Consider the following 19,533-nt stretch of genomic DNA (forward strand, 5'->3'; position numbering starts at 1 on the left):
TGCAGGCTTTCACGCCCGCTCTGGTGCGGATGCCTCAATGTCCACGCAGGACATCAAGCGCACGTACATCCGCAAAGGTGATGGCGACTCCGGGAAAGGGAGACGCGTTAAAGTGATATTCCCCGACATCGCCGTGTTCGGCGGTCCCGCGAAGCTTGGGATTGAGGGCGGCGATATAGCGCTCGGCATCATCCACCTCAAAAGTGATGCCAGTGACGACCGGGCCGATCGCCCCTTCCGGCGCGGGCAGGACGCGCAGAAAGCAATCCCGTGTCAGGGTGATGAAAGAACCGTCCGGCAGCTGAGCGACCGACCCGGTGAGGATTTCAGCCAGCCAGTTGCAGACGCCCTCGCCATCCGGTGCGACGATGCTGACACCGGCCATCCGGCGAATACCGAAATGGTGGCGATGAAAGCCGGCGCGGTGATAGGTGGCGATTGCGTCGGCATGGGTCGCATTCACCATCATCGGTGCGGAAGGCGACATGGAAAGCCGGCTGGCGCGGATCGGCTGGCGGGAGCCATCCGTTGGGTCGAGCCAGGTTCTGTCCGGAACGCTGACGGAGGCACCATTGTCGAGCCCCCGGCCTTCAAGCCAGAGCCTGGTCGCCTCAAGATCGGGCGAGGCCGCCACCAGAACCGGCGCCGGCGGTCCCGGCTGCGACAGCACGATCATGTTGGCGACATCATCATGCCCGTTGACGGTTTCGAAGACGAGATGGCGAACGCCCGGTACGCAATCATCCGACCGTCCCGCAAGCTGAGGCGGAGCTGCCACGAGGCCGAAGCTGAACAGAGCACTCACGGCGTCGGAGAGGTTGGGAACCGTGAGCACGACATGATCGAGATCGATGTAGCCGATGCCGGAAGAGGTGCCTGACACCCCTTCCCCTGCTGCACGGCCGAGAGAAGCCGTGATGTTCATTTCTTCGGTCCTTCGCCATCGGGAATGCCGGACGGCGCGGCCTGCGCAGCATAGCATTCGGTTGCCATGCTGGCGCGGATCGCCTTGGCATAGGCCTCGCGGAAGGGCTGGATCAGGGTCTCACGCGCCATACGGCGATGAATGCGCGGCACCGGCATGATGGTGTTGCGCGCAATCTCCCAGGCTCGTCCCAGAACATCCTCGATCGGCAGAACCTCGGTGAAGATGCCCAGATCCTTTGCCTTTGCCGGGCTGATCTCGGTTCCGAGATAAAGGGCGGAACGGGCCAGGTTGTGGCCGAACAGCTCGTCATAGAGAATATTGGTGCCGTCTGTCGGAACCAGGCCCGCATCCTTGAGGTGGCGGTCAACGATCACCGTCGTCTCGCTGGCAATCACGATATCGGAGAGCAGGACGATCTCGGGATGGATCGATACCGGACCATTGACGGCGGCAATCACCGGCACGGGAATATCGATGAGCGCCGAGGGCATGCGGGTCTGAACCGTCCACCACCAGTCATAGGTCACAAGCTTCGACCGATCGGTCGCCGGCTGGGCCGTTTCCTTGTCGAACTGGTTGAGAAAGGAATCGCCCGTTCCGGTGATGATGATGCATTCATTTTCCGGATCATGCGACAGATCCGCGAAAAAGGGGATCAGCGCACCGTGAACGGCCTCGTTCCAGCGCCAGGGTCCGTTGTTCCAGTGAAAGCGGACTTCGAGAATGCCATCTTCGCGTTTCATGTGGGCGAGTTCAGCCCACTTCTGCTGATATTCGGAAAAATGGGTGCGGTAGGGAACCGTTCGGTCAAATGTATAGGACATCGCTTCCTCCAGATGTTTGTTGTTTGATGTCAGGAATGGAGCCCGCCCCGGGATGAGGCGGGTAAAGTCTTGGCGCAAGGCTCATGCATGCACGGAGGGCGCCTTGCCGTCGGGTGCAGCGTCCCTCCTGCGGATCACGGCGCGGCCGCTGAATGCCGCAATCAAAGCACATGCCGTGGTGACCATCATTGCGATACCGCAGGCCTTGCCGACAGAACCGGTGGCCTTGACCGAGCCGATATAGGTGGTGACGCCCATCGAGAAGCAATATTGCGCAAAGCCGCAAAAGGCCGCTGCCGATCCCTTGATGTCGCCGGATTCGCTCAGCGCAAGCGAGAGGCCGACCGGAATGACGATCGAGGTGGAAAAGGCGATGAAGCCAAAGAGAACCGCAATCACCGGAATGGTTGCCATGCCGGTCTTGAACAGGAAGACAACGGCCGCCGCATCGAGAAGCTGAAGAAAAATGACCGTGACGACAAAGGCAAAGGGTTCCAGCCACCTGGTAAAGAAGCTGCTGACGAGGCCGCCAACGACCATCGACGCGGCAAGGCCGGAAAAGATGACAGAGAACTGTCCGGCACTGATGCCCAGCTCATTCTGGAATACGAAGGATGCGGCGCCGACATAGCAGAAGAATGTTGAAATGCCGAAGCCGAAGGTGATCGCGAAAAGCAGGAAGCCAGGCTGGCTGAAGACAACCCGGACATCATGGGCCAGCGCAGAAAATGCGCCGCTGCGGCCCGTCGTTGTCGCCGTTTCCTTGAGGAACAGGCCAACGGCGCAGAACAGGGCGACATTCATGATCGCCATGGTCCAGAACACGGCGCGCCAGTCAAAGGACGAGGCAACGGCCTGCCCCAAGAGCGGCATGACGATCGGCGTGCAGGATGAGACGACCTGCATGATGCTCAGCATATTGGCCGAGGCCTTGCCCTTGCCGGCATCGCCGCCGACGGCGCGGCCGGTACACATGACGGCTGCACCACCGAGCCCCTGAAGCGCCCGGCCGACCAGAAGCATGGTCATGTCTGATGACAGCGCACAGGTTGAACTGCCCACGGCCAGGACGGCAAGGCCGAACAGGATCGTCCGCTTGCGGCCAAAGATGTCGGAAAACGGGCCGATCAGCAGGTGGCCGATCATCATGCCGAAGAAAAAGGCCGAGACCGTATAGGCGGTGGCGTTGGCAGGAACGCCAAGCGCCTTGGCCATGGCCGGCAGGGACGATGCGATCGGATCGAGATGCAGCGCCCCCATGGAGACAAGAAAGCCGAGGGTGATGATCATTGGCCAGGAATAAGCGATCCGGGCCCCCTCCGTATGTGATGTGTGAATGTCTTTCGCCATTCATCTACCCTCCCTGGGTTTGATATCGGCGCCTCCCCGGCTCCGCCCTCCCGATCTGATCGTTGTGGCTGGCTCGTCAAAACGCCTGTAGACATCACATAAAATATATATATATATTTTTTCGTCAAGCGACTTTCGAGCATGATTTTCATTCGCAGCCAACGACGACATTGAAGCCGGCCAACGGCCTCCGCTTCACCTCGGAAACGAACGTATTTTCAAGCTCTTAAGCCACTGAACATCAGCGCGCGGAGGAGTAACGCATGCTCGAATCACGGTCTCTCATCACCACGTTCATGCCGACAGATACTGTCGCCCGAACGGCCGGAACCGATCTGAATCGGCAGCAGAATCGTGCCGTCCGCAAGGCCGGACGCAGGGGGAAAACAAACCATCTGACCTGCATCCGGCACCGGACAATGTTCCTCCGGCACAGTTTTCCCTTTCGTCTCCCAGGACGGCACGCCTGCCGGCCAGCGCCTCGCGGCAATGGCCGGCAGGCGGCGCATGAGCGGATGCGCATCAGCCCCTGGGAATGACCGTTTGCGACACCGACCGTCCCGAAAACGGGACCAGCAACCAAAAAGAGGTAGAGAGGATGCAAACCAAGATCACAGAAATTTCGGAGGTCATGACGCATTTCCGCGATGGAATGAGCGTCATGTTCGGCGGCTTCATGGGCAATGGCTCACCGCCTGCGCTGGTGCAGGCTCTGCTCGATTCAGGCGTCCGGGACCTGACCCTGATTGGCAATGACACCGGCTTTCCGACCACGGGCGTCGGCCCGCTCATCAGCAATCGGCGCGTCAGGCGGCTGATCGCCTCCCATATCGGCACGAATCCCGAAACGGGAAAGCAGATGATTGCCGGGGAGATCGATGTCGAACTCATCCCCCAGGGCACACTGGCTGAACGGATCCGCTGCGCTGGCGCCGGCCTGGGTGGCGTCTTGACCCCGACAGGGGTCGGAACAACCGTCGCCGAGGGCAAGCAGGAAATCACGCTCGACGGCAGGACCTATCTGCTCGAACTGCCGCTGAGCGCCGATATCGCCATTCTGAAAGCAACGCAGAGCGATGCCGCCGGCAATCTGATCTACCGGCTCTCCACCCGAAACTTCAATCCCCTCATCGCCCTGGCGGCCGACTATGTCGTGGCCGAAGCGGACGAGATCGTCGCCATTGGCGCGATTGATCCCGACGCCGTCATGACCCCGGCTGCGCTTGTCGATGCTGTTGTAAGGAACTGAGACCATGAACAACAAGGAACGTATTGCCCGCCGTGTTGCCCGCGAATTCAGAAACGGCGACATTGTCAATCTTGGCATCGGCCTGCCGACACTTGTCGCCAACTACCTGCCTGATGGCATCGCCATCACGCTCCAGTCCGAAAATGGCTTTCTCGGCATCGGACCGGTGACCGATGAAGACCCGTCACTGGTCAATGCCGGCGGGCTTCCCTGTGGCATTCTGCCCGGCGGCTCGACCTTCGACAGCGCCTTTTCCTTCGCCCTCATTCGCGGCGGCCATATCGACGCCTGTGTTCTTGGCGGCCTTCAGGTCGATGAGAATGGCGACCTCGCCAACTGGATGATCCCCGGAAAAATGGTTCCGGGCATGGGCGGTGCCATGGATCTGGTCATCGGTTCCAAAAAGGTGATCGTTGCCATGGAACACTGCACCAAGGATGGCGGGCCGAAGATCCTGCATCGCTGCTCATTGCCGCTGACCGCCCGCAACTGCATCTCGCTGATTGTCACCGAACTTGCTGTCTTCGCCTTCATCGACGGCGTTCTGACACTCACCGAAATCATGCCCGGTTCGGACCTGGAAACCGTCAGGGCCGCGACGGAAGCGGACTTTGCCGTTGCGCCGAATTTGAAGAGCAGCAGGCCCCTTGCTGCCGAGCTGGAGGAAATCTGAAATGAACGATATTGTCATCGTCAGCGCCTTGCGCAGTGCCATCGGCAGCTATGGCGGCGCCCTTTCGCCGGTTCCGGCGCGCGAACTCGGAGCCATCATCGTCAGGGAAGCGATCGCCCGGGCCGCCATTTCAGCGGAAAGCGTCGATGAAGTGGTGCTCGGCAACGTCCTGCAGGGTGGGCTCGGCCAGAATCCGGCGCGCCAGGTCACGCTGGATTCAGGACTTCCCGACCGCGTTCCTGCCACCACCATCAATGTCGTCTGCGGCTCGGGGCTGAAATCGGTCATCACTGCGGCCGAGATCATCCATGCGGGTGACGCCGAAACCGTTATCGCCGGCGGCATGGAGAATATGTCCGCCTCCCCCTATGTCATCGAAAAGGCCCGCTGGGGCTATCGCATGGGCAATGGCGAGATCACCGACATGATGCTGAAGGACGGTCTGTCCTGCGCCTTCAACAATTATCACATGGGTGTCACGGCCGAAAATATCGCCGAAAAATACGCGATCAGCCGCGAGGATCAGGATGCTGTCGCCCTGCTCTCGCAGCAGCGGGCCGCAGCGGCGATCGCTTCGGGCGCCTTCAGGGATGAAATCGTTCCGGTCACCGTCACGAAGAAAAAGCAGGAGCTGCTGTTCGATACCGATGAACATCCCCGGCCTGATGTCACGAGCGCCCAGCTTGCCAAACTCAGGCCCGCCTTTCGGCCGAACGGATCGGTGACGGCCGGCAATGCCTCCGGCATCAATGACGGTGCAGCTTCACTGGTTGTCATGAGCGGACAGAAGGCAAAGGACCTCGGCCTTCAGCCTCTCGCAAGGATCCGCGGCTATGCCACCGCCGGTGTCGATCCGGCCTATATGGGCATGGGGCCGGTTCCAGCCTCCCGCAAGGCGCTCGCCCGGGCAGGACTGACGGTGAAGGACCTGGACCTGATCGAAGCGAATGAGGCCTTCGCCGCCCAGTTTCTCGCGGTTGGCCGTGAACTGGGCTTTGATCCGGAGAAAACCAACGTCAATGGTGGCGCAATCGCACTTGGCCACCCGATCGGCGCCTCGGGTGCCCGGATCCTCGTCACGCTGCTGCATGCGCTGAAAGCGCGGGGCCAGGCGCTCGGTCTGGCGACCCTGTGCGTCGGCGGCGGTCAGGGCGTTGCCGTAATCGTCGAACGCATCTGACCTTCTGCGCCCAAGCAACGCGGTTTCCCGCATTGCCGGACAGGCCATTCGGACACCTTGATCCTCAAGGCTCCGGATGGCATTTCGATCAGAATCCGAAAGGAAATGCCGACCCGATATCGCTTGACAGGCAGACATGCTTCTCCCATCGGCCATGCCCGCAATGGACCGGTCCGCTGCGCCGGAGCCCGCAATTCGACGATGTACGCATTCGAGACTTATGCTAAAGCGTGCATATCGAACCAGCCCCTGTCAGGCATATCCCGCAAAAGCTGCTTTCAATGTGATTGATAGCCTCTGCCCTTTGAGGGTCTGAACCTGTCATCCAGCGAGAGCCCCAGATACAAGGCCAGACACAAGGCCAGATACGAGGCTAGACACAAGGATTGTTGCGATGACCAAGGAAATGGTCTCGAAAAAGGACAAGAAGAAAGCCGCCCCTTCGAAGAAGGCAACCGCGCCGCCGGCCAATAAGAGGCCGACCCTTGTCGAACAGGCGGTCACCTTTCTTCGCGATGAAATCATTTCCGGTCGCATGGAACCGGGCCAGCGCATTCATCTGTTCGAAACCGCCGAACGCCTTGAAATGAGCATGGTGCCGCTGCGTGAGGCGCTCGGTGTGCTGGTCTCCGAGGGCCTGGTCGTCGCCCTGCGCCAGCGTGGTTTCCGGGTGAGCGAAATCGACCTCAGCGACATGGAGGACCTCTACCGGATTCGGCTGATGCTGGATCCCCTGGCAACCCGGCTTGCCATGCCGGTCCCAAGTCAGGACGATCTTGACGCGGTGACGACCGCCTATCAGGCACTCATTGCCGCCAGATCGACGGAACAGATCCGCACCGCCAACCGGCAGTTCCATTTTGCCATCTACCGGCACTGTCGTTCACCATGGCTGCTTCGGATCCTCAATCTTCTCTGGGATAATTCCGAACGCTACCAGGTTCTGTCCGCCGCCAACAAATCGACCTCGGCCCATCAAAGCAACGAACATGACCAGATCTATCAGGCCGTTCTGAAAGGCGACCCGGCTGAGGCAGAGCAGAACATGTATCTTCATGTCCTGGCGACGGTCGAGACCTTGCGGGAAGGCTTCGGCTCCGACATGGCCGATACAGAGGAAACCGAAACCTCGCAGGATCAGGGCGCCCGCACGGAATGACCCGACAGACCAGGGCCGGTCGCCCCGGATGGGTTGGTGCCGGTACCCACCGGCCGGGCTGACACGCGGTGACCCAGAGACGTTGAGGAAGAACCGGTTTTGACAGCCATCCTGCACGGCCTGTCGGTGCGGGATCTCGGGTAACCTGTTGCTTTCGCCCCCTTGCCGTCATTCAGCTCAACCACGGTGCGTTCGGCGCTCAGCTTTGCCTGGGAACCGTTCGCAGCGCCGTCAGCGCCTCGCTCCTCCAGCGCTGCCAGCGACGCCGGAGTTCATCCAGACGCAAACCGATCGGTTCATCCAGAATTTCGACGCGCTCGATACGCTCGCACCGAAAGTGGCGAAAGCCCTGGCGAAGTTCGCACCATCCGATCAGCAAACGGCTGGTCTCTGCATAGCCGAGGGTGACAGGCCAGACCACTCTGTCGGTCACGTTCCCGGTCCCGTCACGGTAGATGAGCCGTAGCTTGCGCCTGTCGCGAATGGACTGGCGGAGCGTCGCGGCAAGAGCATCTGCGGGCTCCGGAACCAAAGGCTGTCTGGCGGCAACACTCGCTTCGGCAATGAAGGGGCGAAGCTCTTGCGGGATAGCAGCGGCAATCTTGACGAGAAGATCCCGGGCGGCATTGGCGAGCAGGCGGTCGGAATGCGCCGACACCCATTGCGCACCGAGGACAGCGGCCTCGATTTCGTCAGCGGTGAGCATCAGCGGTGGCATTTCATAACTGCGGTCAAGCACGAAGCCGAACCCTGCCTCGCCCTGAACCGGAACCCTCTGGCCGATCAGATCGGCGATATCACGGTAGACCGTGCGCTTGGAGACTTCCAGCTCTTCGGCAATCGCAGCCGCCGTCACCGGCCGATCCGAACGCCGCAATATCTGAATGATTTGAAATAAGCGATCTGCGCGGCGCATGGCAACTGACTCCTGTTGCCATAATGGTGGCAACAGGCCTGTGCGACAAGCTCCCAAACAGCACTTCAACGCAATGTCCTAAGGGAAGGGAGAGAAAATGAAACTCGCATCCGTCCGCCTTATCGCCGCCAATCCCGAAGAGATGGTCGCCTTTTATGAGATGATCCTTGGCCGGCGCGCCGAATGGCTCGCTCCGGTTTTCGCCGAAATCGTCGGGCCGGGCGCAACGCTTTCAATCGGCGCAGTGCAGACCGTTGCCCTCTGGAAAGAAGGAAGCGGTGAGGCAGGCGCAAATCGCACGGCCTATCTGGAATTTGAGGTCGAGGATATTGATGCCGAATTCGAACGGCTGAGGGACAGGGTGGAACTGGTGCACGACCTGAAAACAATGCCATGGGGCAACAGGACATTTCAGTTTCGCGACCCTGAGGGCAATCCGGTGTCGCTTTACATGCCGGAAACGGAGGCCGCCAGGAAGCGCTTTGCCGCGCGATAAGCTTCCAGAGCGCGTCGCAGGTCGGAGACTGATGCTCTGCGCATGAGCAACACGACGCGCCCTCCGGCCAAAGCGGCGCGGGATGAGTGGCAAAACGAAACTCGGGAGCAGAAAAACAGTTTCGAAAATCAATGAATCATTGATTTAAAATGATAATTTTCATGTCTGATCTGGGAAAATGGCGGACAGAGAGGGATTCGAACCCTCGATACGGTTTCCCGTATACACGCGTTCCAGGCGTGCGCCTTCAACCACTCGGCCACCTGTCCTTGATACCGCCCGAACCGGGCAGGTCGGCGCGATATATACCGATGGCGGCGCGGTTATCAACCCGAATCTGACAGATTTTTGAAATCATGCCGTAAAAGTCGGCCGGCGCGGTCCAATCTCCTGTTTTTGCCGGCATCCCTGCCGCCCGGGACCGTGATGCGTGATCTTGCCGCAGGCCATGTGAGGCATTACCTAAGGCAACAGACATCCGGCGCCGGGCATGGCGACAGCCTGTTCCCGCCAGCGTCTGGATCTTTTTCCAGGAGACCGCCATGCTTTTCAATGCGCTGAAACGCGACAAGCTTTCCCTGCCCACGGCCGAAACCGCGTTGCCCGGCCGCGCCCAGCCGATCCCGACGGCCATGACCCATTTCGTCAGCGGACGGCCGCTTGCGCCACCCTTTCCCGACCAGATGAAGGAGGTGTTGCTCGGCATGGGATGTTTCTGGGGCGCGGAACGGCTGCTGTGGAACACGCCCGGCGTTTACGTCACGGTTGCCGGCTATTCCGGTGGCATCACCCCGAACCCGACTTACGAGGAGACCTGCACAGGGCTGACCGGCCACACGGAAGTGGTGAAGGTTGTCTATGATCCCGCCGTCATCTCCCTGAAGGCGCTGCTGAAGATCTTCTTCGAAGCGCATGACCCGACTCAGGGCATGCGCCAAGGTAATGACATAGGAACAACCTATCGTTCCGCGATCTATCTGAAAGATAAGGATGAACTGACTGAAGCGCGGACCATCGCCGCAGCCTTCGAAAACGCACTTGCCGAAGACGGGCGCCCGAATAAGGTTACAACCGAGATCGCCGAGGCCGGAGCTTTCTACGCGGCCGAGGATTATCACCAGCAATATCTGGCCAAAAACCCCAATGGATATTGCGGTCTGCGCGGCACCGGGGTCAGCTGCCCGATCGGCTGATCGCCACGACCTGCCGGATCACCATTGATAGAATGAAGAAAAGGGGCTTTGCGGCCCCTTTTCTTTTTCTTCGCGACCGCGGCAAAATTGGTCGTGCAAATTTTGACCAGTCAGGAAATTTTGTGATGAAATTTTGTCAAAGCCGTGCAACGATGCTTACGGCCTGGCGGATTTCTGCCGGGGGGACGCGTTTGAACTTCCCGTATAGATCGGGACAATACGCGCTGGACCAAGATCTATTACAGGGAACAGAGCTGCAACATGAAAAAAATCATCCTGAGCCTTATTGCCGTTTCGGCCTTGTCCTCGACAGCGCTTGCTGCGGACATCAAGCCGGCCATCGTTTACGGCACCGGCGGCAAATTCGACAAGTCCTTCAATGAATCAGCCTATAACGGCGCTGAAAAGTTCAAGGCCGAAACCGGCGTTGACTATCGCGATTTCGAGCCGACCGACGACACCCAGGGTGAACAGGCGCTCAGAAACTTCGCCTCCAAGGGCTTTTCGCCGATCGTCGCCGCCTCCTTCGCCTGGACCTCGGCCGTCGAGAAAGTCGCGGCTGAATTTCCCGATACCCAGTTCATCCTGATCGATTCCGTCGTCCCGGCCGACAATGTCCGTTCGGTCACCTTCAAGGAAGACGAAGGTTCCTATCTCGTCGGCCTGCTGGCGGCGATGCAGTCGAAAACCGGCAAGCTTGGCTTTGTCGGCGGCATGGACAGCCCGCTGATCAACAAATTCGCCTGCGGCTACACCCAGGGTGCCTCCGCCGTTAATCCCGACATCGAAACCTTCCGTGTCATGACCGGCACCACGGGCGCTGCCTGGAACGATCCGGTGCGCGGTGGCGAACTGGCCAAGAACCAGATCGACCAGGGCGCCGACGTGATCTATGCGGCAGCTGGCGCCACCGGTCTTGGCGTGCTGCAGACGGCAGCCGACAACGGCATCTACTCGATCGGCGTCGATTCCAACCAGAACTACCTGCATCCGGGTTCGGTTCTGACCTCGATGGTCAAGCGCGTCGACAATGTCGTCTATGACGGCTTCAAGGAAGCCATGGATGGCACCTTCACCACCGGCGTCCAGAGCCTCGGCCTTGCCGAAGACGGCGTTGGCTATGCCGTTGACGACAACAACAAGGCGCTTCTGACCCCGGATATGGTCGCTGCAGCCGAAAAGGCGAAGGCTGACATTATCGCCGGCACGATCACCGTGCACGACTTCACCACCGACGACAGCTGCCCGGGCTGGCAGTAATCAAATGGCAAGCCCGCTCCTGCCCCGCGACAAGGGCCGGAGCGGGCTTTTCCGTTCACTTGCTGGGGCCGGACATTGTTCATGTTCCGGTCCTGACCACGACGACGGGTCATTCCGGCGGCACTGCGCCGGCCGGAAGCGTCGTAACGCTTTTCAGGGGCAAGCCTATTGACCACTTCACCCGCTATTGAACTGATCGGCATCGACAAGAGCTTCGGCGCAGTTCACGCCAACAAGAATATCGACCTCAAGGTCGAAAAGGGAACGATCCACGGCATCATTGGCGAAAATGGCGCCGGCAAATCGACGCTGATGTCGATCCTTTACGGCTTCTATCAGGCCGATTCCGGAAAGATCCTCGTCAATGGCAAGGAGACCACCATTACCGACAGCCAGGCTGCCATCGGCGCCGGCATCGGCATGGTGCACCAGCATTTCATGCTGGTCGAAAATTTCACGGTCCTGGAAAATGTCATGCTCGGCGCCGAGGACGGCAGCCTCTTGAAGCGCGGCATTGCCAAGGCGCGGGCCGAATTGAGGAACCTCGAGGAAAGCTACGGGCTCAAGGTCGACCCCGACGCCATCATCGAGGAACTGCCCGTCGGCCTGCAGCAGCGCGTCGAAATTCTCAAAGCCATGTATCGCGGCGCCGAGATCCTGATTCTCGACGAACCGACCGGTGTCCTGACACCGGCGGAAGCCGACCACCTGTTCCGCATTCTCGCGGTGCTGCGCGAACAGGGCAAGACCATCATCCTGATCACCCACAAGCTGCGCGAGATCATGGCGATTACCGACAATGTCTCGGTCATGCGCCGCGGCGAGATGGTGGCAACCCGCAAGACTGCCGAGACCACGGTGGAAGAACTGGCCGAGCTGATGGTCGGCCGCCGGGTGCTGCTGCATGTCGACAAGGGCCCCGCCAATCCGGGCGAAGTGCTGCTTTCGGTGCGCAATCTCACCGTCAAGGATATGCGCGGCGTGACCATGGTCGACAATGTCTCCTTTGATGTGCGCGCCGGTGAGCTTGTCGGCATTGCCGGTGTTGCCGGGAATGGCCAGTCGGAACTGCTGGAGGCCATTGCCGGCATCCGCAAGCCCCATTCCGGCGAGATCTATGTCAATGGCCGCAAGCTGGAACGTCCCGACCCGGCGCTGATGCGCAGGCTCGGCCTTGCCCATATCCCGGAAGACCGTCACCATATGGGCCTCGTCCTGCCCTTCGAGGAGCAGGAAAATGCAATCCTCGGCTATCACAATGATCACCGCTACGGCAAAGCCGGCATGCTGGATCGCCGTGCGATCCTGAAGGATGCGCGCGACAAGATCGAGAAATACGATATCCGCCCGCCATCGCCGACGCTGAAGACCGCCAATTTCTCCGGCGGCAATCAGCAGAAAATCGTCGTTGCCCGCGAAATCGAGCGCGATCCGGATATTCTGGTGATCGGCCAGCCGACACGCGGTGTCGATATCGGTGCGATCGAATTCATTCATCGCCGGATCATCGATATGCGCGATGCCGGCAAGGCAGTGCTGCTGGTCTCGGTCGAGCTCGACGAGATCCGTTCGCTCTCCGACCGAATTCTGGTGATGTTTGCCGGCAGCATTGTCGGCGAGAAGACGCCGGATGCCGAAGAACAGCAACTGGGCCTGATGATGGCCGGCATCGCGGCGTGAGGACGAGATGAGCACTGACAGTAAAAGCATTCCCGGCTGGATCAATTACGCGCTGATCCCGCTCGTAAACCTCCTCTTCGCCTTCTTCATTTCCGGCATTGTGATCTTCATCATCGGGGTCAACCCGTTCTACGCACTGAAGATCATGGTTCAGGGCGCCGTTGGTTCCGGCATGGGGCTCGGCTTCACCCTGTTCTATGCGACGAGCTTCATCTTTACCGGGCTCTCGGTTGCCGTTGCCTACAAGGCGGGCCTGTTCAATATCGGTTCCGAAGGTCAGGCCTATGTCGGCGGTCTTGGCGCTGCATTGGTGGCGCTGGCGCTTGATCATTACGTGCCGTGGTATGTCACCATGCCTTTCGCGATCGTTGCGTCGGCCGCCTTCGGTGCGGCCTGGGCCTTTATTCCGGCCTGGCTGCAGGCTACCCGCGGCAGCCATATCGTCATCACCACCATCATGTTCAACTTCATTGCTGCAACGCTGATGGTCTATCTGCTCGTCAATGTGCTGAAGGTTCCCGGCCGGATGTCACCGGAAACCCGGACCTTCCTGCCCGGCGGACAGTTGCCCGATCTTGGCTGGCTGATGGCGCTGTTCGGGCTGAAGCTTGGACCTGCGCCCTTCAACGTGTCATTCCTGATCGCGCTCGTCATGGCCTTTCTCGTCTGGCTTTTGATCTGGCGCACCAAATTCGGCTATGAGATCCGCACGCTCGGCGCCTCACCCTCGGCTGCCGTCTATGCCGGCATTCCCTATGTTCGCACCGTGATCCTGACCATGCTGATTTCCGGTGGTCTGGCCGGCATGATGTCACTCAATGTGGTGATGGGCGCGTCGCAGCGCCTGCAGGTGGATTTCGTCTCAGGCGCCGGTTTTGTCGGCATCGCCGTGGCGCTGATGGGCCGCAATCACCCGATCGGCATCATTCTCGCGGCCTTCCTTTTCGGCGCGCTCTATCAGGGCGGCGCCGATCTCAACTTCGAGGTTCCGGCGATCACCCGCGACATGATCATCGTGATCCAGGGTCTGGTGATCCTGTTTGCCGGTGCGCTGGAACACATGTTCCGACCGGCAATCATCCGCACCTATCTGCGACGGGCCAAGGCGTGAGGTGAGCATCATGGAACACTACGAAATCTTCATCAGCGTCCTTGCCTCCACCATCCGTCTCTCGGTTCCGCTGATCTTCACCGCCCTTGCGGGCCTGTTTTCCGAACGTGCCGGCATTGTCGATATCGGTCTTGAGGGCAAGATGCTGGCATCGGCCTTCGCCTCGGCCGTGGTCGCCTATCTCACCGGTTCCGCCTGGGCCGGGCTCGGCGCCGGTATCCTCATATCCATCTGTTTCTCGCTGGTGCACGGCTTTGCCTCGATCACCCATCGCGGCGATCAGGTGGTTTCGGGCGTGGCGCTCAATTTCGTCGCGGCCGGGCTTACCGTCGTGCTCGGCAATGCCTGGTTCCATCAGGGCGGACGCACACCCTCGGTGAGCAATGATGCCCGCTTCACCGGCATCACCCTGCCCGGTGCGGATGCCATCAAGGATGTACCCTTCATCGGCCCGCTCTATGCCCAGGTGATTTCCGGCCATAACATCCTGACCTACATGGCCTTCGCCGCCGTGCCGATCGCCTGGTGGATCCTGTTCCGCACGCGCTTCGGCCTCAGGCTCCGCGCCGTCGGCGAAAATCCCGGCGCCGTCGACACCGCCGGTATTTCGGTGACGCTGCAACGCTATCAGGCGCTGGTGCTTGCCGGTTTCATGGGCGGCTTTGCCGGAACCTATCTGTCGATTGCCCAGTCCGCCGCCTTCGTCAAGGATATGTCGGCCGGCAAGGGCTATATCGCACTGGCAGCGCTCGTATTTGCCAAATGGAAGCCGGTTCCGGTCATGTTTGCCTGCCTTCTGTTCGGCTTTCTCGATGCCTTTTCCAATTTCATGCAGGGCAAGCCGCTGCCGCTGATCGGCGTGGTGCCGGTGCAGGTGTTCCAGTCGCTGCCCTATATCCTGACCTGCGTGCTTCTGGCCGGCTTCATCGGCGTGTCGCGCCCGCCCAGGGCAAGCGGCCAGCCCTATACCAAGGAGCGTTGAGATGAACGCCACCAAAACGCTGTTCGAAGCGGCAAAGGCTGCGAGCGGCAAGGCCTATGCGCCCTATTCGAAATTCTCCGTCGGTGCGGCCATCCTTGGCGATGACGGTATCCTCTATGCCGGTGCCAATATCGAAAATCTGGCCTTTCCCGAGGGGCTCTGTGCCGAGGGCGTCGCCATCGGCCACATGATCATGGGCGGCGCCAGAAAGATCGCTGCCATTGCCGTTTATGCGCCGAAACTGGCACTTTGCCCGCCCTGTGGCGGCTGCCGGCAGAAGATCGCCGAATTTGCCGATGCCGAAACGCGGATCTATCTGTGCGATGACGGCGGCGTCGCCAAGGAGATGACGATTGCCGAACTTCTGCCGCATGTGTTTGAAACAGGTGCGATCGGATGACGGCCGCAGCCGAACTGCTTCGGCACAGCCTTGGCGGTTTTTCAGCCGAGACGGCGCTCATTCTCGGCTCCGGTCTCGGTGGTCTCGCCACAGAGATCGAGCATCCGAAAAGCTTTGATTTCGCCGATCTTCCGGGGTTTCCGCAAAGCCAGGTCAGCGGCCACGCCGCCCGGCTGATCGCCGGCATGCTTGCCGGTACGCCGGTGATCGTCCTGTCTGGCCGGGTACATTATTACGAGCAGGGCCAGGCCGATGCCATGCGCGTGCCGCTTCAGACCCTTGCCACGCTCGGCGTGAAAAACCTCGTCCTCACCAATGCCGCCGGGTCGTTGCGCGACGATATGCCACCCGGCTCGGTCATGCTGCTTTCCGATCACATCAACTATTCGGGCCTGAACCCGCTGATCGGTGAAAAATCCGACCATCGCTTTGTCGGAATGACCCATGCCTATGACTTGGGCTTGTGCGAAAGCTTGCGCGAAGCGGCACGAACATGCGAGATTGACCTTGCCGAAGGCGTCTATATGTGGTTTTCCGGTCCGAGCTTCGAAACGCCGGCTGAAATCCGCATGGCACGCATTCTCGGCGCCGATGCCGTCGGCATGTCGACCGTGCCGGAGGTCATTCTCGCCCGCTTCCTTGGTCTCAGGGTAGCTGCGGCCTCGGTGATTACCAATTTCGGAGCCGGCATGACGGCCGGCGAACTCGGTCATGATGAAACCAAGGAAATGGCGCCTGTCGGCGGTCACAAGCTGACAGCAATCCTCAAACAGGCGCTCGGGGGATAACACCATGAACAATCCCAGTCTGCAGCAGACCGCATCCGTCTCGCTTTCGCTGCTCGATCTGACCAATCTGCAGGATGATTGCACCGAGAACGATATCAAGGATCTGATCGCGCGCGCCCATTCACCCTATGGCCCGACAGCCGCAATCTGCATCTGGCCGCGTTTTGTTGCGCTCGCCCGGCAGATGCTCGGCGATGATCACATGATCAAGATCGCCACGGTGGTGAATTTTCCGGGCGGCAATCTGCCGATCTCCGCGGTTGAGGAAGAAACCGAACGCGCCATCCGCGACGGTGCCGACGAAATTGATCTCGTCATCCCCTATCATAAGCTGAAGGCTGGCAATGAATGGGCCGTCAGCGAGATGGTCCGCGCCATCCGCTTCCAGTGCCGCGAACCGGTTCTGCTGAAGGTCATTCTCGAGACGGGCGAGCTTGGCGATGCCGCACTCATTCGCCGCGCCGCCGAAATTGCCATTGAGGAAGGGGCGGATTTCATCAAGACCTCGACCGGCAAGGTCGCCGTCAATGCCACGCTCGAGGCCGCCGATATCATGCTCGGCGTGATCCGCAACACCGAACGCCGGGTCGGCTTCAAGCCGGCTGGCGGGATTTCCAGTGTTGCAGATGCCAGGCTGTATCTCAGCCTTGCCGAAACCGTGATGGGCGAAGGCTGGGTGCTGCCGTCAACCTTCCGCTTCGGCGCATCGAGCCTGATGACCGATATTCTCAATATTCTCGATGGTCGCCAGTCGACCGCCATGTCCGGCGGATACTGACGGCGATGCTGCCGCAGGAAACCATTCGCAGGAAACGCGATGGCCTGGTGCTTGATGAGCGCGAGATCGCCTCATTCATCGCCGGGCTGACCGATGACCGCGTCACCGAAGGCCAGGCGGCAGCCTTTGCCATGGCGGTCTATTTCAGCGGCATGAACCGCGACGAGACCGTGGCGCTGACCAAGGCCATGCGTGACAGCGGTGATGTTCTCACCTGGCCTGAAAGCGAGCGGCCGGTCGCCGACAAGCATTCGACCGGCGGCATAGGCGACAACGTCTCGCTGATGCTGGCACCGATCGCCGCAGCGGCCGGTCTGGCCGTGCCGATGATTTCCGGGCGCGGGCTCGGCGCCACCGGCGGCACGCTCGACAAGCTGGAATCCATTCCCGGCTACAACACGACACCGGATGAGACACTGTTCCGCAGGGTTGTGGCTGAAACCGGCGCGGCGATCATCGGCCAGACCGGCGATCTGGCCCCGGCCGACCGCAGGCTCTATGCCATTCGCGATGTGACTGCGACCGTGGAATCCATGCCGCTGATCGTCGCCTCGATCCTGTCGAAAAAACTCGCAGCCGGCCTGCAAACCCTCGTGCTCGACGTGAAGAGCGGCAGTGGCGCCTTTATGGACACGGCGGAAAAGGCGGCGGCACTTGCCCGTCTTCTGGTCGACGTCGCCAATGGTGCTGGACTGAAAACCACGGCGCTGATCACCGATATGAACGAGCCGCTTGCCGATTCCGCCGGCAATGCCGTCGAAGTCCGCAATGCACTTGCCTTCCTCAAGGGCGAGAAGAAGGGCACGCGGCTTGAAGCCGTCACCATTGCCCTTGCCGCCGAAATGATCGCCGGCGCAGGCCTGGTTCCAACGCCTGCAGATGCCGAGGCACTGGCACGCCGGGTTCTGACCGATGGATCGGCGCTGGATCATTTTGCCCGCATGGTCACGGCGCTTGGCGGACCGCATGACTTTGTCGAGCGGCCCGAACGCTATCTCGGCCTGTCGCCGGTCACGCGTGCAGCCCCGGCCCCCAGGGCCGGCTATCTCACACGCGTCGATGCCCGGGCCGTCGGGATGAGCGTTGTCGCGCTTGGCGGCGGCCGCACCCGTCCCCAGGACAGGATTGACCATTGCGTCGGCTTTTCCTGCCTGCTGCCGCTCGGCACCTTTGTGGAGAAGGGCGACCCGCTCGCCCTTGTTCATGCCCGCAGCGACGATGATGCCCATCAGGGTGAAGCCGACATCATCGCTGCTTACACGCTCAGCGATGAAAAACCAGCGGAACGGCCGCTGATCGCCGGGCGGTTTCAGTGAAGGGTCAGTTCTCCTGAGAGCTGCTGGCATTCTTCCGGACCGATCAGACGCTGATGCGTATAGCGCACCGAGTGCAGCGGTCCATCGAGATTTTCTTCCCAGAATTTCAGGAATTTGCGCATTGCGGGGAAATCCGGCGCGACGTCATAGTTCTGCCAGATGAAGCTTTGCAGCAACGTTTCGAAGTCGGGAAGGCGGTAAAGGATATGGGCGGTGGTCAGGCCGTAGCCGGCGACAAGCAATTCACGTTCAGATGCCAGATGCATGCAGATGTCCCCTTTTTCTCAGAAGCAAGGCTTCCGTTTCATGTTGACATTTGCCAAGCCTGCCGTATTTTCCCGTCGGCATCAATTGGTAATTCTATTTTCTTATTAAAAAACAAATATTTAGCAGCACTCTTGGGCGAGTGCTGCCAGTTTGCCATGCCCTCAGTCGAAGGTCGGCCCCCATTCCGGGCTGACAATGCGTGCGCCGCTGTCGAGCTGCTTGAGCCGCTCCATCTCAGCTGGTGACAGGCTGATATCAGCAGCGGCAAGGTTCTCCGCCGCGCGGTTTCTGTCGCTTGAGGTGGGGATGGCGATGATGCCGAGATGCAGGAGATAGGCAAGCGCGATCGCACCAGCGGAAACGCCATGGGCACGGGCGATCTCGTTCAGCAGCGGATCATCCTTCACCTTGCCCTGGGCCAGCGGTGAATAGGCGGTGATCGGGATGTTGCGCGCCGCGCAGAAATCGGCAATCGGGCGGTTGTTCATGAAGACATGGCACTCGACCTGATTGGTGGCGATCTTGCGGTCACCGAGCAGGGTCTCGGTTTCGGCGATCAACGCTCTGGTGAAATTCGAGACGCCGATCCGCTTTGCAAGGCCGGCATCATAGACTTCGGCCAGCTGGCTGACATAGGTCTCAAGCGGCACTTCACCATGCTTCGATGGCCAGTGCAGCAGCAGCAGGTCGACGTGATCGACCCCGAGCTTTTCAAGGCTTTCATGAACGCTCGGCATCATCTTGCCGGCGCCATAGTGGTCAGGCCAGACCTTGGTGGTGAGGAAGACCGCCTCGCGCGGCAGACCGAAATCGCCGAGCGCCCGTCCCACCTCGGCCTCATTTTCATAGATCTGCGCCGTATCGACATGGCGATAGCCTGCCTCAAGTGCTGCGATCAGCGCGTGATAGCCCTCATCGCCCTTGCGTTTCCAGGTGCCGAAACCAAGCTGCGGAATACCGTTGATGGTTGCGATCTCGCTCAT

At 60.3% G+C, this 19,533-nt stretch carries 20 protein-coding genes and 1 tRNA gene; 14 read left to right on the forward strand and 7 right to left on the reverse strand.

What is annotated here, in order from left to right:
* Positions 1–34 precede the first annotated feature (34 nt).
* The 3 genes from HCK86_RS02175 to HCK86_RS02185 form a co-directional block, all read right to left on the reverse strand.
* The gene (locus HCK86_RS02175; protein WP_176082814.1) at positions 35–925 is read right to left on the reverse strand and encodes a hypothetical protein; all 891 of its coding nucleotides are present in this window, start codon (positions 923–925) and stop codon (positions 35–37) included.
* Complete coding sequence (locus HCK86_RS02180) at positions 922–1,752, reverse strand: enoyl-CoA hydratase/isomerase family protein (RefSeq protein WP_176082815.1); 831 nt, start codon at positions 1,750–1,752, stop codon at positions 922–924. Before HCK86_RS02180 ends, HCK86_RS02175 begins: the two co-directional genes overlap by 4 nt.
* Before the next feature lie 81 nt (positions 1,753–1,833).
* The gene (locus HCK86_RS02185; protein ID WP_176082816.1) at positions 1,834–3,102 is read right to left on the reverse strand and encodes a multidrug effflux MFS transporter; all 1,269 of its coding nucleotides are present in this window, start codon (positions 3,100–3,102) and stop codon (positions 1,834–1,836) included.
* 598 nt (positions 3,103–3,700) lie between these two features.
* Here HCK86_RS02185 and atoD point away from each other — a divergent pair.
* The 4 genes from atoD (at position 3,701) to HCK86_RS02205 (ending at position 7,363) form a co-directional block, all read left to right on the forward strand.
* Positions 3,701–4,351, forward strand: a complete 651-nt coding sequence (gene atoD / locus HCK86_RS02190) for an acetate CoA-transferase subunit alpha (RefSeq protein ID WP_176082817.1) — start codon at positions 3,701–3,703, stop codon at positions 4,349–4,351.
* A gap of 4 nt (positions 4,352–4,355) precedes the next feature.
* Positions 4,356–5,024, forward strand: a complete 669-nt coding sequence (locus HCK86_RS02195) for a 3-oxoacid CoA-transferase subunit B (RefSeq protein WP_176082818.1) — start codon at positions 4,356–4,358, stop codon at positions 5,022–5,024.
* A 1-nt stretch (position 5,025) separates the two neighbouring features.
* Complete coding sequence (locus tag HCK86_RS02200; protein WP_176082819.1) at positions 5,026–6,204, forward strand: acetyl-CoA C-acetyltransferase; 1,179 nt, start codon at positions 5,026–5,028, stop codon at positions 6,202–6,204.
* A 394-nt stretch (positions 6,205–6,598) separates the two neighbouring features.
* A complete protein-coding gene (locus HCK86_RS02205; protein ID WP_176082820.1) occupies positions 6,599–7,363 on the forward strand; it encodes a GntR family transcriptional regulator in 765 nt (254 codons plus the stop codon).
* Positions 7,364–7,562: 199 nt separating this feature from the next.
* Here HCK86_RS02205 and HCK86_RS02210 read toward each other — a convergent pair whose 3' ends face one another.
* Positions 7,563–8,279, reverse strand: a complete 717-nt coding sequence (locus HCK86_RS02210) for a YafY family protein (protein ID WP_176082821.1) — start codon at positions 8,277–8,279, stop codon at positions 7,563–7,565.
* 97 nt (positions 8,280–8,376) lie between these two features.
* Here HCK86_RS02210 and HCK86_RS02215 point away from each other — a divergent pair, with 97 nt between their 5' ends.
* Positions 8,377–8,775 (forward strand): VOC family protein, encoded by a 399-nt coding sequence (locus tag HCK86_RS02215; RefSeq protein WP_176082822.1) that lies wholly within the window; start codon positions 8,377–8,379, stop codon positions 8,773–8,775.
* A gap of 179 nt (positions 8,776–8,954) precedes the next feature.
* Here HCK86_RS02215 and HCK86_RS02220 read toward each other — a convergent pair.
* Positions 8,955–9,044 (reverse strand) — tRNA-Ser (locus HCK86_RS02220).
* Between the two features lie 273 nt (positions 9,045–9,317).
* On the opposite strand from HCK86_RS02220, the gene msrA reads away from it, so the two are divergent.
* The 9 genes from msrA to deoA all read left to right on the forward strand — a co-directional run bounded on the left by msrA (position 9,318) and on the right by deoA (position 18,283).
* Entirely contained in the window at positions 9,318–9,968 is a 651-nt protein-coding gene (gene msrA / locus HCK86_RS02225) for a peptide-methionine (S)-S-oxide reductase MsrA (RefSeq protein ID WP_176082823.1), read from the forward strand.
* 261 nt (positions 9,969–10,229) lie between these two features.
* Positions 10,230–11,228, forward strand: coding sequence for a BMP family ABC transporter substrate-binding protein (locus tag HCK86_RS02230; protein WP_176082824.1), 999 nt, complete (start codon positions 10,230–10,232; stop codon positions 11,226–11,228).
* A gap of 168 nt (positions 11,229–11,396) precedes the next feature.
* On the forward strand, positions 11,397–12,908 hold the full coding sequence (locus tag HCK86_RS02235; protein WP_176082825.1) for an ABC transporter ATP-binding protein: 1,512 nt from the start codon (positions 11,397–11,399) through the stop codon (positions 12,906–12,908).
* A 7-nt stretch (positions 12,909–12,915) separates the two neighbouring features.
* The gene (locus HCK86_RS02240; protein ID WP_176082826.1) at positions 12,916–14,019 is read left to right on the forward strand and encodes an ABC transporter permease; all 1,104 of its coding nucleotides are present in this window, start codon (positions 12,916–12,918) and stop codon (positions 14,017–14,019) included.
* Between the two features lie 10 nt (positions 14,020–14,029).
* Positions 14,030–15,001: an ABC transporter permease gene (locus tag HCK86_RS02245; RefSeq protein WP_176082827.1), complete on the forward strand. Its 972-nt coding sequence runs from the start codon at positions 14,030–14,032 to the stop codon at positions 14,999–15,001.
* A gap of 1 nt (position 15,002) precedes the next feature.
* Positions 15,003–15,401, forward strand: a complete 399-nt coding sequence (locus HCK86_RS02250; protein WP_176082828.1) for a cytidine deaminase — start codon at positions 15,003–15,005, stop codon at positions 15,399–15,401.
* Positions 15,398–16,189: a purine-nucleoside phosphorylase gene (locus HCK86_RS02255; RefSeq protein WP_176082829.1), complete on the forward strand. Its 792-nt coding sequence runs from the start codon at positions 15,398–15,400 to the stop codon at positions 16,187–16,189. Before HCK86_RS02250 ends, HCK86_RS02255 begins: the two co-directional genes overlap by 4 nt.
* A 4-nt stretch (positions 16,190–16,193) precedes the next feature.
* The gene (gene deoC / locus HCK86_RS02260; protein WP_176082830.1) at positions 16,194–16,967 is read left to right on the forward strand and encodes a deoxyribose-phosphate aldolase; all 774 of its coding nucleotides are present in this window, start codon (positions 16,194–16,196) and stop codon (positions 16,965–16,967) included.
* A gap of 5 nt (positions 16,968–16,972) precedes the next feature.
* Entirely contained in the window at positions 16,973–18,283 is a 1,311-nt protein-coding gene (deoA, locus tag HCK86_RS02265) for a thymidine phosphorylase (protein ID WP_176082831.1), read from the forward strand.
* Here the strand turns inward: deoA and HCK86_RS02270 are convergent.
* Both HCK86_RS02270 and HCK86_RS02275 read right to left on the reverse strand, forming a co-directional pair.
* Positions 18,277–18,549 (reverse strand): aspartate-semialdehyde dehydrogenase, encoded by a 273-nt coding sequence (locus HCK86_RS02270; RefSeq protein WP_176082832.1) that lies wholly within the window; start codon positions 18,547–18,549, stop codon positions 18,277–18,279. The genes deoA and HCK86_RS02270 overlap by 7 nt on opposite strands.
* 162 nt (positions 18,550–18,711) lie before the next feature.
* Complete coding sequence (locus HCK86_RS02275) at positions 18,712–19,533, reverse strand: aldo/keto reductase (RefSeq protein ID WP_176082833.1); 822 nt, start codon at positions 19,531–19,533, stop codon at positions 18,712–18,714.

The organism is Martelella sp. HB161492, assembly GCF_013184775.1.
Taxonomy (GTDB): domain Bacteria; phylum Pseudomonadota; class Alphaproteobacteria; order Rhizobiales; family Rhizobiaceae; genus Martelella.